This window comes from Streptomyces sp. NPDC126510 (assembly GCF_040302345.1).
Lineage (GTDB): Bacteria > Actinomycetota > Actinomycetes > Streptomycetales > Streptomycetaceae > Streptomyces.
This window is the reverse complement of sequence record NZ_JBEORR010000006.1, coordinates 246795-262156: the sequence shown is the minus strand read 5'-3', so window position 1 is coordinate 262156 and position 15362 is coordinate 246795. Positions and strand designations below refer to the sequence as shown.

General features: G+C 71.7%; 13 protein-coding genes and 2 pseudogenes. 5 read left to right on the top strand and 10 right to left on the bottom strand.

Annotation, left to right across the window (positions count from 1 at the left end):
• Nucleotides 1-25 precede the first annotated feature (25 nt).
• The 3 genes from ribA (at nt 26) to ABTX60_RS10575 (ending at nt 3036) form a co-directional block, all read left to right on the top strand.
• Entirely contained in the window at nt 26-685 is a 660-nt protein-coding gene (gene ribA / locus ABTX60_RS10585) for a GTP cyclohydrolase II (RefSeq protein WP_352096704.1), read from the top strand.
• Between the two features lie 142 nt (nt 686-827).
• Nucleotides 828-1889, top strand: a complete 1062-nt coding sequence (locus ABTX60_RS10580) for a saccharopine dehydrogenase (RefSeq protein ID WP_352096703.1) — start codon at nt 828-830, stop codon at nt 1887-1889.
• Nucleotides 1879-3036, top strand: a complete 1158-nt coding sequence (locus ABTX60_RS10575) for a saccharopine dehydrogenase family protein (RefSeq protein WP_352096702.1) — start codon at nt 1879-1881, stop codon at nt 3034-3036. Before ABTX60_RS10580 ends, ABTX60_RS10575 begins: the two co-directional genes overlap by 11 nt.
• A gap of 3 nt (nt 3037-3039) precedes the next feature.
• On the opposite strand, the gene ABTX60_RS10570 is transcribed toward ABTX60_RS10575, so the two are convergent.
• Nucleotides 3040-4272, bottom strand: a complete 1233-nt coding sequence (locus ABTX60_RS10570) for a serine hydrolase domain-containing protein (RefSeq protein ID WP_352096701.1) — start codon at nt 4270-4272, stop codon at nt 3040-3042.
• A 243-nt stretch (nt 4273-4515) separates the two neighbouring features.
• On the opposite strand from ABTX60_RS10570, the gene ABTX60_RS10565 reads away from it, so the two are divergent.
• Nucleotides 4516-4926 carry a VOC family protein gene (locus ABTX60_RS10565; protein WP_352096700.1) on the top strand — a complete coding sequence of 137 codons (411 nt, stop codon included), beginning with the start codon at nt 4516-4518 and terminating at the stop codon, nt 4924-4926.
• On the opposite strand, the pseudogene ABTX60_RS10560 reads toward ABTX60_RS10565, so the two are convergent.
• Nucleotides 4884-5279: pseudogene (locus tag ABTX60_RS10560) on the bottom strand (MFS transporter); the annotation flags it as partial. The gene ABTX60_RS10565 and the pseudogene ABTX60_RS10560 sit on opposite strands and share 43 nt — an antisense overlap.
• 59 nt (nt 5280-5338) lie before the next feature.
• Nucleotides 5339-6004, bottom strand: coding sequence for a TetR family transcriptional regulator (locus ABTX60_RS10555; RefSeq protein ID WP_352096699.1), 666 nt, complete (start codon nt 6002-6004; stop codon nt 5339-5341).
• A gap of 65 nt (nt 6005-6069) precedes the next feature.
• On the opposite strand from ABTX60_RS10555, the pseudogene ABTX60_RS10550 reads away from it, so the two are divergent.
• Nucleotides 6070-6906, top strand: a pseudogene (locus ABTX60_RS10550) (shikimate dehydrogenase); the annotation flags it as partial.
• A gap of 34 nt (nt 6907-6940) precedes the next feature.
• Here the strand turns inward: ABTX60_RS10550 and ABTX60_RS10545 are convergent.
• The 7 genes from ABTX60_RS10545 to tal are packed head-to-tail and all read right to left on the bottom strand — an operon-like array spanning nt 6941 to nt 15347.
• Entirely contained in the window at nt 6941-8407 is a 1467-nt protein-coding gene (locus tag ABTX60_RS10545) for a translocation/assembly module TamB domain-containing protein (protein ID WP_352096698.1), read from the bottom strand.
• A gap of 58 nt (nt 8408-8465) precedes the next feature.
• Nucleotides 8466-9053: a histidine phosphatase family protein gene (locus ABTX60_RS10540; RefSeq protein ID WP_352096697.1), complete on the bottom strand. Its 588-nt coding sequence runs from the start codon at nt 9051-9053 to the stop codon at nt 8466-8468.
• 3 nt (nt 9054-9056) lie between these two features.
• Nucleotides 9057-9941, bottom strand: a complete 885-nt coding sequence (gnd, locus tag ABTX60_RS10535) for a phosphogluconate dehydrogenase (NAD(+)-dependent, decarboxylating) (protein WP_352096696.1) — start codon at nt 9939-9941, stop codon at nt 9057-9059.
• A 1-nt stretch (nt 9942) separates the two neighbouring features.
• Entirely contained in the window at nt 9943-11607 is a 1665-nt protein-coding gene (pgi, locus tag ABTX60_RS10530; protein WP_352096695.1) for a glucose-6-phosphate isomerase, read from the bottom strand.
• Complete coding sequence (gene opcA, locus ABTX60_RS10525) at nt 11600-12535, bottom strand: glucose-6-phosphate dehydrogenase assembly protein OpcA (RefSeq protein WP_352096694.1); 936 nt, start codon at nt 12533-12535, stop codon at nt 11600-11602. Before opcA ends, pgi begins: the two co-directional genes overlap by 8 nt.
• Nucleotides 12532-14205 carry a glucose-6-phosphate dehydrogenase gene (zwf, locus tag ABTX60_RS10520; RefSeq protein ID WP_352096693.1) on the bottom strand — a complete coding sequence of 558 codons (1674 nt, stop codon included), beginning with the start codon at nt 14203-14205 and terminating at the stop codon, nt 12532-12534. Before zwf ends, opcA begins: the two co-directional genes overlap by 4 nt.
• Nucleotides 14202-15347, bottom strand: a complete 1146-nt coding sequence (gene tal / locus ABTX60_RS10515; RefSeq protein WP_352096692.1) for a transaldolase — start codon at nt 15345-15347, stop codon at nt 14202-14204. The genes zwf and tal overlap by 4 nt, the downstream gene beginning before the upstream one ends.
• Between the last annotated feature and the right edge of the window lie 15 nt (nt 15348-15362).

The following is a 15362-nucleotide window of genomic DNA, read 5'->3' as shown; positions in this document are numbered from 1 at the left end:
GTCTCTGCTTAGGAACTCGAGAATCATGACAGACAAAATTGGCGTACTCGGCAAGAAGGCACCGCAGCGGACCGGCGTGGAACGCGTCGTGAATGCCCCCTTGCCCACCGTGTACGGGAAATTCCAGGCGATCGGCTACATGGACCACGACCGCGGTGACGAACAGGTCGCGCTGGTCTACGGCGAGATCGGCGCGGACGACGTCCTCATCCGGCTGCACTCGGAGTGCCTGACCGGCGACGCCTTCGGTTCCCAGCACTGCGAGTGCGGCGACCAGCTCGACGCGGCCCTGCGCGCGGTCGTCGCCGAGGGCGCCGGTGTCGTGGTCTACCTCAGAGGGCATGAAGGCCGTGGCATCGGCCTGCTCGGCAAGCTGCGCGCGATGGCCCTGCAGGCGGAGGGCCTGGACACGGTCGAGGCCAACCTCGCCCTCGGCCTGCCCGTGGACGCCCGCGACTACGGTGTCGCCGCGCGGATCCTGGAGGACCTGGGCGTGCGGTCCGTGCGCCTGATGTCGAACAACCCGCGCAAGCGTGAGGCGCTGGTGGACCATGGCATCACGGTCGCCGAGCAGGTGCCGCTGCTCATACCGCCGTGCGAGAACAACATCACCTATCTGCGCACCAAGCGGGAGCGTCTGGACCATCACCTGCCCCACCTGGACGCGGTGGTGAGCTCCTCCTGACCGCTACGGCGGGTTCGGTTGCCCGACGTGACCTGGGCGAATCCGTACGCGGCCCGGTAGCGGGCCGCGTACGCTTCGTGGCGTCCGCCCCAGAAGCGTCGGCCCTCGGCGGCCGACGCCTCACGCCGGAGGCCCACCTGGTATGACCGAGCTCCATCTGTGGCTGCGCCACGAGGCCCGCACGACCGAGCGACGCACTCCGATCGTGCCCGACGACGCCCGGCGGCTCGTCGGGCACGGAGTGGAACTGACCGTCGAGGAGTCCCCGCAGCGGGTCTTCCCGATCGAGGAGTACGAGGCGGCCGGCTGCCGGGTCGCGCCCTCGGGTTCCTGGGTGACGGCGCCGCGGGACGCGGTCGTGCTCGGCCTGAAGGAACTGCCCGGCGAACCCGCCGGACTGACGCACCGGCACATCTTCTTCGGCCACGCCTACAAGGGCCAGCCGGGCGCGGCGGACCTGCTGGGCCGGTTCGCCGCCGGGGGCGGGGCTCTGTTCGATCTGGAGTACCTGGTGGACGACACCGGGCGGCGCCTGGCCGCCTTCGGGTTCTGGGCCGGTTATCTGGGCGCCGCCCTCGCCGTGCTCCGGCACCGGGGCCGGCTGCGGGCACCGTTGGCCCCGACCACCAAGGAAGACCTGGACGAGACGCTGAAGCCGGACGCCGCCGACGCCGGTTTCACCGGCCTCGTCATCGGCGCCCTGGGCCGCAGCGGCCGCGGCGCCCGCACGGCCTTCGCCACCGCAGGTGCCGACCCGACCTGCTGGGACCTGGCCGAGACCCGCGACCTCGACCGCGCCGCCCTGCTGCGGCACGACGTGATGGTCAACGCCGTGCTCGCCACCACTCCCGTCCCGCCCTTCCTGCGCCCACAGGACCTGGACGCCCCCGACCGTCGCCTGCGCACCCTGTGCGACGTGACCTGCGACGTCGGCTCCCCGCTCAACGTCCTGCCGGTGTACGAGGACACCACCTCCTGGGACGAGCCGGTACGCCGGCTGCGCGACGAGCCCCCGCTCGACCTGATCGCCATCGACAACCTGCCGTCCCTGCTGCCGCTGGAGTCCAGCACCGACTTCTCGGCCGCCCTGCTGCCCCACCTGCTCGACTTCGGCGTCTCCGGGGCCTGGGGGCGCTGCCTGGACCGGTTCCGTGACGCGTCCCGCGCCCACGGCCTCGTCAAGGGGGAGTCCCTTGACCAGTGAACCGGCACCGGCGAGTGGCGCCGTCCACTGGATCGGCGCCGGCCTGTCCACGGGCAGCGGTCTCGCCGCGCTGTGCGACACCGCCGAGCGGGTACGGCTCTGGCACCGCACCGAGAGCCGCGCCGCCGACGCCCTCGGCGAGCTCGGTCTCGCCGGCCGGGCCGAGCCCCGCGCGTACACGCCGTCCGGGCTCGCCGCCGAACTCGCCCCGGGCGACGTCGTCGTGTCGATGCTGCCCGCACCGGAGCACGCCCCGCTCCTCGCCGAGTGCGTACGGCAGGGGGCGCACTTCGCGTGCTCCAGCTATGTGTCGGAGGCGGTGCTGGAGCGAGTGCCCGCCGCCCGGAAAGCCGGGCTCGTCGTCCTCACGGAGGCCGGACTCGACCCCGGCATCGACCACCTGTTCGCCCACGCCCTGGTGGCCCGGGCCCGGGAGGCGATCGGCGACGGGACGCCCGCCTCCTACACCTTCACGTCGTACTGCGGCGGTGTCCCCGCCGTCCCGAACGACTTCACGTACCGCTTCAGCTGGGCCCCCGCGGGTGTCCTGGGCGCCCTGCGCTCCCCGGCCCGCTACCTCGAGGGCGGTGTGGAGACGGTCGCCGAGCGGCCCTGGGAGGCGACCCGGCGGCATGTCGTCGACGCGGAGACCTTCGAGGTCTACCCCAACCGCGACAGCGTCCCGTTCGTCGCGCAGTACGGGCTGCCGGACGCCTGGACACCGCGTACGTTCGTCCGCGGCACCCTGCGTCTGGAGGGCTGGCTGCGCGCCTGGGACGGCGTCTTCGAGGAGCTGAAGACCGGCGACGACGCCCGGATCGCCGCTCTGGCCCGGGAGCTGGCCGCCAGGTACCCCACCACGGACGACGACCGTGACCGGGTGGTCCTGGCCGTGTCGCTGGACGTGCGCGCCGAGTCGGGGCGCACGTGGCAGGGCGGCGGCCTCCTCGACCTGGTAGGCGATGCCGGGGAGAGCGCGATGGCCCGCTGCGTCTCACGGACCCTCGCCCTCGGCGTCCGCCACGTCCTGGACGGCTCCCTGCCGCCCGGCCTGAACCGCGCCGCGGAGACGGCTGCCCGGTCCGAGCAGTGGCTGCGTGAACTCGCCCGGGACGGCCTGGACTTCACCCTGCGCGTCGACCGGTAGCGGTCATCGGTCCGACAGGGCCTCGTGGACGAGCCGCTTGAGGTCCTTGAAGACCGTGTGGGAGGTCCGGGGCCGCACCTGCGTCATGAACTGCACCGTCAGGTCGCGGCCCGGATCGACCCAGAACGTCGTCGTCGCCACGCCGCTCCAGCCGAAGGCGCCGAGCCCGGACGGGACCAGGGTGCGCGACGGGTCGATCACCACGGAGCAGTTGAGGCCGAAGCCGAGCCCTTCGTTGCCGGGTTCGTCGTGGGCGGGGCGGCTGCCGAAGGCCCGCAGGTCGGCGCCGCCGGGCAGGTGGTTGCGGGTCATCAGCTCCACGGTCCGCGGATCGAGCAGCCGCACGCCGTCCAGTTCGCCCCGGCGGCGCAGCAGTTCCATGAAGCGGTGGTAGTCGTGGGCCGAGCACACCAGGCCGCCGCTGCCCGACAGGAACCGAGGCCGGCCGCGCAGCGGCAGCCCCGCGATCGGCTCGATGCCGCCGCCCTCCTTCTCCCCGTACATCTCCGAGAGCCGGGGCGCCTGTGCGTCCGAGACGTGGAAGCCCGCGTCCGTCATGCCGAGCGGCCCGAAGACGCGCTCGGCGCAGAACACGTCGAGCGGTCGGCCGGAGACGACCTCGATGATCCTGCCCAGGACGTTGCTGGCCACCGAGTAGTTCCACTCGGTGCCCGGCTCGAACTGCAGCGGCAGACTCGCGTACACCTCGATCGTCTCGGCCAGGTCCGCGCCCGGCGGCACCGACGACTCCAGGCCGGCCTCGCGGTACAGGGCGTCGACGGGGTGGGTGTGGTAGAAGCCGAAGGTCAGGCCAGAGGTGTGGGTCATCAGATGCCGGACGAGTATCGGGCCGTCGGCCGGGCGGGTCTCGACATCGGCCCCTTTGCCTCCGACATAGACCCGCGGCTCGGCGAAGGCGGGCAGGTGGTCGGCGACCGGGTCGTCCAGCGAGAGCCGGCCCTCCTCCACCAGCAGCAGCGCGGCGACCGCGGTGACCGGCTTCGTCATGGAGTACACGCGCCACAGCGTGTCGGGCTCGACCGGCAGGCGGGCCGCGATGTCGCGCATGCCGTGTGTCGTGAGGTGGGCGACGCGTCCGGCCCGGGCGACGGACACGAGGAAGCCCGGCAGACGCCCCTCCTCGACCAGCCGGGCGAAGTTCCGGTCCAGGCGGCCCAGCACCTGCGGATCCAGCCCGGCCTCATCCGGATCGACCTCTTGTCGCAGTTGTGCCATGGCTCGTCTCCCGTCGCGCTGGTCGAGGTGAGATCCGGCATACCCCGCCCGGACCGCCTCAGACCCCCATCGTGGTGCAGGAACGGTTCGTGACCGCGCAGGAACACGTGAGCGAGGGCCGTAGGGCCGCGGACGCAGGACCGATGGCCGATGGTGCGGTGGGGGCGGGCTTCCTAGGCTCGGATCACCGCCCCGCCGGGACACCAGGAGAACCGGCCGGGACGCCAGGAGAAAGAGGTCCCGATGCCCGTGAACGGTCGCAGCCACATCCGTATCGCCCGTCCCTCCCGGGACCTCGTGGCGGCCGAGCGGTTCTGGGGCCCGGGGCTCGGACTCGGTGTGCTGTGGCGGGCCGAGGGCGGGGACGGACCAGGGGAGCACGACCTGCTGATGCTCGGCTGGCCCGACGCCGACTGGCACCTGGAACTCGTGCACGAGCCCGCCCGCCCGGTCGAGCCCCGCCCCACGGAGGAGGACCTGCTGGTCGTCTACGTGGACGGCCCCGTCCCGGACGACCTGGTCGCCCGCCTGGAGGAGCACGGCGGCAAGAGGGTCGAGTCCCCCAACCCCTACTGGAACGAGTGGGGAGTCACGATCCAGGACCCGGACGGCTACCGCCTGGTCCTGTGCCGCCGGGCCTGGTCCAACAGCTGAAAAAAGCCCCGCGCCGACAGCGCGGCGATCACCGGCGGCACGCACAACGCCGCCGTGAAGAGCCCCACCGCCGACCAGCCGTCGGCCCCGGGCCCGGCGATCCGCGCCGCGAACCCGGCCGCCGCGAAACCGATCTGGGTGCCCATGGCCACCCCGGACAGCCGGACACGGGTCGCGAACATCTCACCGTAGACGGCGGGCCACACGCCATTCGCGGCGCTGTAGACCACGCCGAAACAGAGGACGCCCGTCAGGAAGGTCAACGGGTAGGAGCCGGTGGAGAGGGCCCACAGGTACAGGAACATCGTCACCGCGCTGCCGGCCGCGCCGATCAGGAACACCGGGCGGCGCCGAGAAGCGAGTGATGCTGCGCCCGCCTGCCGCCGGTGTCAAGAGGTCCCGCGCCGGGCCTTCAGTGGGCCGTGCGCTCCGCCGTCAGGTACGCGATCACCATGTCGCCCAGCATCGCGCGGTAGTGCGCGCGCTGCACCCCGTCGAGCAGGTCGCGGCCGAACAGGGCGCCGAAGGTGTGCCGGTTGGCGACCCGGAAGAAGCAGAAGGAGGAGATCATCGCGTGCAGGTCGACGGCGTCGACGTCGGCCGTGAACAGGCCCGACTCCTGCCCCGACGCCAGGATCCGCCGGATCACGTCCAGGGCGGGGGAGCCGATCTTCCCGAGCATCTCGGAGTCGGCGATGTGCTGCGCCTCGTGGATGTTCTCGATGCTGACCAGGCGGATGAAGTCGAGGTGCTGCTCGTGGTGGTCGAAGGTCAGCTCGGCCAGGCGCCGGATGGCCGCGACCGGGTCCAGATGGTCGACGTCCAGCTGCTGCTCGGCCTCCCGGATCACGCCGTACGCGCGCTCGAGCACGGCGGTGAAGAGCTGCTCCTTGCCGCCGAAGTAGTAGTAGATCATCCGCTTCGTGGTGCGGGTGCGGGCGGCGATCTCGTCGACCCGGGCCCCGTCGTAGCCGGCCCGGGCGAACTCCTGGGTGGCGACGTCGAGGATCTCGGCCCGGGTCCGGGCGGCGTCACGGATGCGCTCGCCGGGTCGTGCCGGTTCTTCGACGCTGGTCATCGGGTTCCTTCGGGCTCGGGGGCCGGTGCCGGTGATTCTAGAAGCAGGGGCCCGTCCGCTCGCCGGGTCTCGGTCCGTCGCTCAGCCCGGCACTGCACGAGCGGGAGGCCGAGCGGCAGGGCTTGCGCCTGGTGTACCGGCTGATCGACATCGACACACTCGGCGTGCCGCCCGAGGCGGTGGGCGATCTGCTGCGGGCCGCCCGGGACCTGGGCTTCGACGGACTCAACATCACGCATCCCTGCAAGCAGCTCGCCATCGAGCACCTGGACGCGATCGCCCCGCAGGCCAAGGCGCTGGGCGCGGTCAACACCGTCGTCTTCGAGGACGGACGCGCGACCGGCCACAACACGGATGTCACAGGCTTCGCCGCGTCGTTCGCGCGCGGGCTGCCCGACGCGCCACTGGAGCGGGTCGTGCAGCTGGGCGCGGGCGGCGCGGGAGCGGCCGTCTCCGACGCCATGCTCACACTCGGCGCCGGGCGGATCACCGTCGTCGACGCCCTGCCCGAGCGGGCCGCGGCGCTGGCCGGCTCCCTGAACCGCACCTTCGGGGAGGGCCGCGCGGCCGCCGCGCCCCCCGACCGGCAGGCCGACGTGCTCGCGCACGCCGACGGCGTCGTCCACGCCACCCCCACCGGCATGGCCGCCCACCCCGGCCTGCCCGTGCCCGCTGAACTTCTCCACTCCGGCCTGTGGGTGGCCGAGGTGGTCTACCGCCCGCTGGAGACCGAGCTGCTGCGCACCGCCCGCGCCCTGGGCTGCGCCACCCTCGACGGCGGCGGCATGGCCGCCTTCCAGGCCGCCGACGCGTTCCGCCTGTTCACCGGCCGGGAGCCCGATGCCGCGCGGATGCCGGCGGATCTGACCGCACTGGCCGGGGCCGTCGGGGCTTCGTCCTAGGGCACGGCCGACCGCGCAGCACACGGCGTGGCGCTCACTGGCGGCTGACGGTGCGGGTGATGCCGGTGACGACGGTGGTGGCGAGGATCCAGCCCATGAGCACGAGGGCGTAGGAGAGCCACTGGTAGCCGCCGGTGGGGGCGAACGCGGCCTCCTGTCCGAAGGAGATCACCGGAAGCAGCAGGTCGAGGGTGTAGAACAGCGGGTTGAACTGCGGCGCCTCGTCCGGCTTCAGCGGCGCGGGATGGTGCAGGGCGTAGACGAGGGAGCCGGCCATCAGCAGCGACACCAGCCAGCCCGCGGCCCGCAGCGGGCGGAAGCCGTAGCCCACGGTGGCGTCCTGCACATGACCCCACAATCGGCCGTACCAGGGCAGGGTGGCGCGCCTGCGGCGCTGCTTGGCGAGCTGGACGAGGCGGGCCGCGGGGTCGTCGCCGATCCTGCGGTAGGCGGCGGTCAACTGCTCGTAGGCGTGCGGGACATAACCCTCGCCGTCCCGCTCCAGCATCGCCAGCCGCCGCTCGGCCGGCTCGTGCGGGGTGAGGGAGGTGTAGACGAGGCTGTTGAGCAGGACCTCGTCGGGCACCACCTCCGGCTCCAGGAACAGCACGTCGAGCTGAGCGCGACGCAGGTTGAGGATGCCCTCCATACGAGGCCCCTTGCGCAGCCAGAGTTCGCCGATGGTGCAGCTGCTGGCCCGCAGCGCCGCGTCACCCGGATTCGCCAGCCGCGCGTGCGACAGGTCGAGACGGCCCGCTATGTGGGCGCCGCGCAGGCCGATCCAGCCCAGCACGTCCGCTTCGCGCAGCCTGGCGTCGCCCTCCACCGTGAGGGTCTCCGCGTCGAGGGCGACCGCACCGGCACCGGCCTCCAGTCGCGCCCCGTTGAGGTCGATCGTGCCGGCGACCGTCGCGCCCGACAGCCGTACCTCGCCGCGCGTGCGCAACCCCGGCGCCGACAGGCCGTCCCCGATGGTCACATGGTTGAGCTGGAGTGCCGGCTGACCGGCCGGCGGCTCGTCGATGGCTGCCCCGTCCAGGAACAGCGCGCCGGAGACCTGCGCCCCGCCCAGCCGTACGGGCCCGCCGAACCGGCAGTCCGACAGGCGCAGCACACCATCCACGCGCAGGGTCTCGGCGCTCAGGGCGGGCAGGGCGGAACCGCGCAGGTTCAGCTGCCGCAGGCGCGCCGCGTACAGCACGGGGGTGTCCTCGAAGAAGCAGCCACTGAGGCGCACGGCGTGGTCGATGTCGGCGTACTGGAGGAGCAGTTCCCCGGTGATCCGCGCGCCGGCCAGCCTGAGGGCGGCGGTCTCTCCGTCCTCCCGGGGTGCGCTCAGTAGCAGTGCCCGCACCACGGCCGCCCGTACGGTCCGTTCGGGTCCCCAGTCCGCGCCCCGCGCCGCGTCCTCGTCGGCTGTGCCCCGGAAGTCCACGTCCTGCCCCCGGGGAAAGGCGCGCCACACCCGCTCCTCGGCGGGCGTCATGTCGTCGATCTCCATCAGCCGGGACTCTGACGTGCCCGGCCGGAGGTGTCAACTCACCTCCGGCCGGGGCACGTTACGCCCGGGTGTTCCACTCCGCGATCACGGGCCGGCCGTGCTCGGTCGACAGCCGGCTGACCGTCCCGGTCTCCAGCCGGAACAGCCGCCCCTCCGCCGGGGACAGGCCCAGCCGGCGGGCGGTCAGCACGCGGAGGAAGTGGCCGTGCGCCACCAGCATCACGTCCCCGTCGGGCAGCGACTTCTCCGCCCGGGCCAGCACCCGGTCGGCCCGTTCGCCGACCTCCTCGGGGGACTCGCCCGGCTCGCCGTCGGGGCCGGGCGGGCCCCCGTCGGTCCACAGGTCCCAGTCGGGACGGGTGCGGTGTATCTCCTCGGTGGTGACGCCCTCGTAGGCGCCGTAGTGCCACTCGTGCAGGTCCGCGTCCTGCACGGTCCCGGTCAGGCCCGCGAGTTCGGCGGTGCGCACCGCGCGGCCGAGCGGGCTGGTCAGGACCAGCGCGAAGGAGCGGTCCGCGAGGAGCGGGGCGAGCGAGGCGGCCTGCTCCTCACCGTGCGGGGTGAGGGGCAGGTCGGTGAAGCTGGTGTGCTGTCCGCTCCGGCTCCACTCCGTCTCGCCGTGGCGGACCAGCAGCAGATCACCCACGTCTTAGGCCTTCTTCGCGGACTCGACGGCGTGGCCGCCGAACTGGTTGCGCAGCGCCGCGATCATCTTCATCTGCGGCGAGTCGTCCTGCCGGGAGGCGAACCGGGAGAAGAGTGAGGCGGTGATCGCGGGTAGCGGCACGGAGTTGTCGATCGCGGCCTCCACCGTCCAGCGTCCTTCGCCGGAGTCCTGGGCGTAGCCCCGGAGTTCCGCCAGGTGCTCGTCCTCGTCCAGGGCGTCCACCGCCAGATCGAGCAGCCAGGAGCGGATGACGGTGCCCTGCTGCCAGGAGCGGAACACCTCGCGGACGTTGTCCACCGAGTCCACGGCCTCCAGCAGCTCCCAGCCCTCGGCGTAGGCCTGCATCATCGCGTATTCGATGCCGTTGTGGACCATCTTGGCGAAGTGCCCGGCACCGACCTTGCCCGCGTGGACGTAGCCGTACGGGCCCTCCGGCTTGAGCGCCTCGAAGATCGGCAGCAGCCGGTCGACGGTCTCCTTCTCGCCGCCGACCATCAGGGCGTAGCCGTTCTTCAGGCCCCACACGCCGCCGGAGACACCCGCGTCGACGAAGCCGATGCCGCGCTTGCTCAGCTCCTCGGCGTGCTTCTCGTCGTCCGTCCAGCGGGAGTTTCCGCCGTCGACGACCGTGTCGTAGGGCTTCAGCAGGCCCGCGAGCTGGTCGACGACGTGCTGGGTGGGCTCCCCGGCCGGGACCATGACCCAGACCGTGCGGGGCGCTTCCAGCTGGTTGACGAGGTCGGCCAGACTGCTCGCGTCCGACTTCTCGGGGTTGGTGTCGTAGCCGATGACGGTGTGGCCGGCGTTGCGCAGGCGCTCGCGCATGTTGCCGCCCATCTTGCCGAGACCCACAAGACCGATCTGCATGTCAGTTCACTTCCCGAAGTTTGCGGTAGGCGGCCACCAGGGCGGCCGTGGACGGGTCGAGACCGGGGACATCCGCGCCCGCGGTCAGGGCGGGCTCGACGCGCTTGGCGAGCACCTTGCCGAGCTCGACGCCCCACTGGTCGAAGGAGTCGATGTTCCAGACGGCGCCCTGCACGAACACCTTGTGCTCGTAGAGGGCGATCAGCTGGCCGAGGACCGACGGGGTCAGTTCGGTCGCGAGGATCGTCGTGGTCGGGTGGTTGCCCCGGAAGGTGCGGTGCGGCACCTGCTCCTCGGGCACGCCCTCCGCGCGCACCTCCTCGGCGGTCTTGCCGAAGGCGAGCGCCTGCCCCTGCGCGAACAGGTTGGCCATCAGCAGGTCGTGCTGCGCCTTCAGTTCGTCGCTCAGCTCGGCGACGGGCCGGGCGAAGCCGATCAGGTCGGCGGGGATGAGCTTGGTGCCCTGGTGGATCAACTGGTAGTAGGCGTGCTGGCCGTTGGTGCCGGGCGTGCCCCACACCACCGGACCGGTCTGCCACTCCACCGCGTCGCCGTCGCGGTCCACCGACTTGCCGTTGGACTCCATGTCGAGCTGCTGGAGGTAGGCGGTGAACTTCGACAGGTAGTGGCTGTAGGGCAGCACGGCGTGCGACTGGGCGTCGTGGAAGTTGCCGTACCAGACGCCCAGCAGGCCCAGCAGCAGCGGGGCGTTGGCCTCGGCGGGGGCGTTGTGGAAGTGCTCGTCGACGATGCGGAAACCGTCGAGCATCTCCCGGAAGCGGTCCGGGCCGATCGCGATCATCAGGGACAGACCGATCGCGGAGTCGTACGAGTAACGGCCGCCGACCCAGTCCCAGAACTCGAACATGTTGTCGACGTCGATGCCGAAGCCGGCGACCTTCTCCTCGTTGGTCGACAGCGCGACGAAGTGCTTCGCCACCGCCTTGTCGTCGCCCCCGAGGCCTGCCAGCAGCCAGGAGCGCGCCGAGGTCGCGTTGGTGATCGTCTCGATCGTGGTGAAGGTCTTGGAGGCGACGATGAACAGCGTCTCCGCCGGGTCCAGGTCCCGCACCGCCTCGTGCAGGTCCGAGCCGTCCACGTTCGACACGAAGCGGAACGTCAGCTCCCGCGCGGTGAACGGCCGCAGCGCCTCATAGGCCATGGCGGGGCCGAGGTCGGAGCCGCCGATGCCGATGTTGACGACGTTGCGGATCCGCTTGCCGGTGTGGCCGGTCCACTCGCCCGACCGCACCCGTTCGGCGAAGTCCGCCATCTTGTCGAGCACCGCGTGCACAGCGGGCACCACGTTCTCGCCGTCGACCTCGATCACGGCGTCCCGCGGGGCGCGCAGCGCGGTGTGCAACACGGCCCGGTTCTCGGTGGTGTTGATCTTCTCGCCCCGGAACATGGCGTCCCGCAGCCCGAACACGTCGGTGGCCGCGGCCAGCTCCTGGAGGAGGGCCAGCGTCTCGTCGGTGATCAGGTGCTTGGAGTAGTCGATCCGCAGATCGCCCACGTGCACGACGTAGCGCTCGGCGCGCCCCGGGTCCGCCGCGAACAGCTCACGCAGGTCCGGCCGCGGCAGGGTGTCCGTGCGGTGGTCCTCCAGGGCGGTCCACTCGGGGCGCCGGCTGAGCCTGGGGGAGTCGGAGGGGGAGTCAGACATGAGCAGGGGTCTCCTCGGTCGCCTCGCCGTTCAGGGCGATGGCGTACATCTCGTCCGCGTCGAGGCGCCGCAGCTCCTCGGCGATCAGTTCGGAGGTCGCACGGACCTTCAGCGCGAGGGTGCGCGACGGCTGGCCCGGCAGGGTCAGCGTGGCCAGCGGCCCCTCGGGGCGGTCGATGACGATCTCGCCGTGCTCGGTACCCAGGCGCACGGCCGTCACGACCGGCCCGGCGGTGACCACGCGGTCGACCCGCACGTGCAGCCGTGCCTCCAGCCAGCGGGCCAGCAGCTCGGCGGCCGGATTCTCGGCCTCGGCCTCCACCGCCGCCGAGACGATCCGCGCCCGGGCCTGGTCCAGCGCCGCCGCGAGCATCGAACGCCAGGGCGTCAGCCGGGTCCAGGCGAGATCGGTGTCTCCGGGGGCGTACGAGCGGACCCGCGCCTGCAGCGTCTCCAGCGGGTTCTCCACGGCGTACAGGTCGGTGATCCGCCGCTGGGCCAGCGCACCGAGCGGATCCTTCGAGGGCACCTCGGGGGCGTCCACCGGCCACCACACCACCACCGGCGCGTCCGGCAGCAGCAGCGGCAGCACCACCGAGTCGGCGTGCTCGGAGACCTCGCCGTAGGTCCGCAGGATCACCGTCTCGCCGGTGCCCGCGTCGGCACCCACCCGGACCTCGGCGTCCAGCCGGGAGGACTGGCGGTCGCGCGGGGTGCGGGCGTGCCGCTTGATGACGACCAGGGTGCGCGAGGGGTGCTCGTGCGAGGCCTCTTCGGCCGCCTTGATCGCGTCGTAGGCGTTCTCCTCGTCCGTGACGATCACCATCGTCAGGACCATGCCCACGGCGGGCGTGCCGATGGCGCGGCGGCCCTGCACCAACGCCTTGTTGATCTTGCTTGCCGTGGTGTCGGTCAGGTCGATCTTCATGGCCTGCGCCAGCTCCGTCCGTCTCGTGCGAGCATCTCGTCGGCTTCCTCGGGTCCCCAGCTGCCCGAGGCGTACTGCGCGGGCCTGCCGTGCGTGGCCCAGTACTGCTCGATCGGGTCGAGGATCTTCCAGGACTCTTCCACTTCCTGGTGACGGGGGAACAGGTTGGCGTCGCCCAGGAGCACGTCAAGGATCAGCCGTTCGTACGCCTCGGGGCTCGATTCGGTGAACGACTCGCCGTAGGCGAAGTCCATCGTGACGTCCCGGATCTCCATCGACGTCCCGGGCACCTTGGAGCCGAAGCGGACGGTCATGCCCTCGTCCGGCTGGACGCGGATGACGATCGCGTTGGAGCCCAGTTCCTCGGTGGCGGTGGAGTCGAAGGGGGAGTGCGGGGCCCGCTGGAAGACGACCGCGATCTCCGTCACCCGGCGGCCGAGGCGCTTGCCGGTGCGCAGGTAGAACGGGACGCCCGCCCAGCGGCGGTTGTCCACCTGGAGCCTGATCGCGGCGTAGGTGTCCGTCGTGGAGGAGGCGTCGATGCCGTCCTCCTGCAGGTAGCCGCGTACCTTCGCGCCTCCCTGCCAGGCCGCCGCGTACTGCCCGCGCACGGTGTTCGCCCCGAGGTCCTGCGGGAGACGCACGGCCTTGAGGACCTTGAGCTTCTCGGTCAGCAGCGAGGGGGCGTCGAAGGCGGCCGGTTCCTCCATCGCGGTGAGCGCCATCAGCTGGAGCAGGTGGTTCTGGATGACGTCACGGGCGGCGCCGATGCCGTCGTAGTACCCGGCCCGGCCGCCGATGCCGATGTCCTCGGCCATGGTGATCTGCACGTGGTCGACGTAGGACCGGTTCCAGATCGGCTCGAACATCTGGTTGGCGAAGCGCAGCGCCAGGAGGTTCTGTACGGTCTCCTTGCCGAGGTAGTGGTCGATGCGGAAGACCTGCTCCGGATCGAACACGTCGTGCACGATGCGGTTGAGCTCCTCGGCCGACGCCAGGTCGTGCCCGAACGGCTTCTCGATGACCGCGCGGCGCCAGGATCCCTCGGGTGCGCTCGCCAGCTTGTGCTTCTTCAGCTGCTGGACGACCTTCGGGAAGAACTTCGGCGGCACCGAGAGGTAGAAGGCGTAGTTGCCGCTGGTGCCACGGGAGGCGTCCAGCTCCTCGACCGCGGAGCGCAGCTGCTTGAACGCCGTGTCGTCGTCGAAGTCGCCCGGGATGAACCGCATGCCCTCGGCGAGCTGCTGCCAGACCTCCTCACGGAACGGGGTCCGGGCGTGCTCGCGGACCGCGTCGTGCACGACCTGTGCGAAGTCCTGGTCCGCCCAGTCCCGGCGGGCGAAGCCCACCAGGGAGAAGCCCGGCGGCAGCAGACCGCGGTTGGCCAGGTCGTACACGGCCGGCATCAGCTTCTTGCGGGACAGGTCGCCGGTGACGCCGAAGATGACGAGCCCGGAGGGTCCCGCGATCTTCGGCAGTCGACGGTCGCGTGCGTCGTGCAGGGGGTTCTCGAAGTCGGTGTCGGCGTGCTCCGTACGGGGGGCGTGGCCGCTCACCCCGCTCTGCTCGACCCCAGCCGCCTCCTGGGCGGCCAGGGCCTCCTTCTCCTCCTTGGTCCCCTTGGTCTCCTGTTCGGCCGTCTGGGGGATGCCCTCGATGCCCTCGCTCATTCCGCGTCAACTCCCTTGTCGTTCAAGGACTTGGTGACCGCGTCCAGCAGCTCCTGCCAGGCCACCTCGAACTTGGCCACTCCCTCGTCCTCCAGTTGCCGCACCACCTCGTCGTATGCAATGCCGAGCCGTTCGACGGCCGCCAGGTCCGCGCGAGCCTGGGCGTAGCCGCCGGAGACGGTGTCGCCCTGGACGTCGCCGTGAGCGGCGACGGCGTCCAGCGTGGCCTCCGGCATGGTGTTGACCGTGCCGGGGGCGACCAGCTCGTCCACGTACAGGGTGTCCTTGTAGGCAGGGTCCTTCACACCGGTGGAGGCCCAAAGGGGGCGCTGCCGGTTCGCGCGGGCCCCGCCCAGCGCCTGCCAGCGCGCCCCGGCGAAGACCTGCTCGTACGCCTCGTAGGCGAGCCGCGCGTTGGCCAGGGCGGCCCGGCCCTTCAGGGCGAGGGCCTCCTGGGTGCCCAGCAGCGTCAGCCGCTTGTCGATCTCGGCGTCCACCCGGGAGACGAAGAACGAGGCGACCGACTGGATCGCGGCCAGGTCGAGGCCGGCCGCCTGCGCCTTCTCCAGGCCCGCGAGATAGGCGTCCATCACCTCGCGATACCGCTCCAGCGAGAAGATCAGCGTCACATTGACACTGATACCCGCCCCGATGACTTCCATGATCGCGGGCAGGCCCGCCCGCGTCGCCGGGATTTTGATCATCACGTTGGGACGGTCCACCAGCCAGGCCAGCTGCCGGGCCTCGGCGACGGTCGCCGCCGTGTCGTGGGCGAGGCGCGGGTCGACCTCGATGGAGACCCGGCCGTCCCGGCCCCCGGTCGCCTCGTACACGGGGCGCAGGACGTCGGCGGCGGCCCGGACATCGGCGGTCGTCATCATCCGGACGGCCTCGTCGACCGTCACACCGCGCACCGCCAGGTCGGCGAGCTGCTCCTCGTAGCCCGCGCCGGAGCCGATGGCGGCCTGGAAGATGGACGGGTTGGTGGTGACGCCGACGACGTTCCTCGTGGCGACGAGCTCGGCCAGGTTGCCGGACTCGATCCGCCGGCGCGACAGGTCGTCGAGCCAGATCGACACGCCCTCGTCGGACAGGCGCTTGAGTGCTCCCGCGTGCGCGGTCGCTTCGGACACAGTGATCATCTTCTTTCGGGCGGT

Bases quoted from the DNA above. Each gene is read 5' to 3' on its own strand.
- ribA (WP_352096704.1), top strand. From the start codon at position 26: ATGACAGACAAAATTGGCGTACTCGGCAAGAAGGCACCGCAGCGGACC.
- ABTX60_RS10580 (WP_352096703.1), top strand. From the start codon at position 828: ATGACCGAGCTCCATCTGTGGCTGCGCCACGAGGCCCGCACGACCGAG.
- ABTX60_RS10570 (WP_352096701.1), bottom strand. From the start codon at position 4,272: ATGGCACAACTGCGACAAGAGGTCGATCCGGATGAGGCCGGGCTGGAT.
- ABTX60_RS10565 (WP_352096700.1), top strand. From the start codon at position 4,516: ATGCCCGTGAACGGTCGCAGCCACATCCGTATCGCCCGTCCCTCCCGG.
- ABTX60_RS10555 (WP_352096699.1), bottom strand. From the start codon at position 6,004: ATGACCAGCGTCGAAGAACCGGCACGACCCGGCGAGCGCATCCGTGAC.
- ABTX60_RS10545 (WP_352096698.1), bottom strand. From the start codon at position 8,407: ATGGAGATCGACGACATGACGCCCGCCGAGGAGCGGGTGTGGCGCGCC.
- gnd (WP_352096696.1), bottom strand. From the start codon at position 9,941: ATGCAGATCGGTCTTGTGGGTCTCGGCAAGATGGGCGGCAACATGCGC.
- pgi (WP_352096695.1), bottom strand. From the start codon at position 11,607: ATGTCTGACTCCCCCTCCGACTCCCCCAGGCTCAGCCGGCGCCCCGAG.
- opcA (WP_352096694.1), bottom strand. From the start codon at position 12,535: ATGAAGATCGACCTGACCGACACCACGGCAAGCAAGATCAACAAGGCG.
- zwf (WP_352096693.1), bottom strand. From the start codon at position 14,205: ATGAGCGAGGGCATCGAGGGCATCCCCCAGACGGCCGAACAGGAGACC.
- tal (WP_352096692.1), bottom strand. From the start codon at position 15,347: ATGATCACTGTGTCCGAAGCGACCGCGCACGCGGGAGCACTCAAGCGC.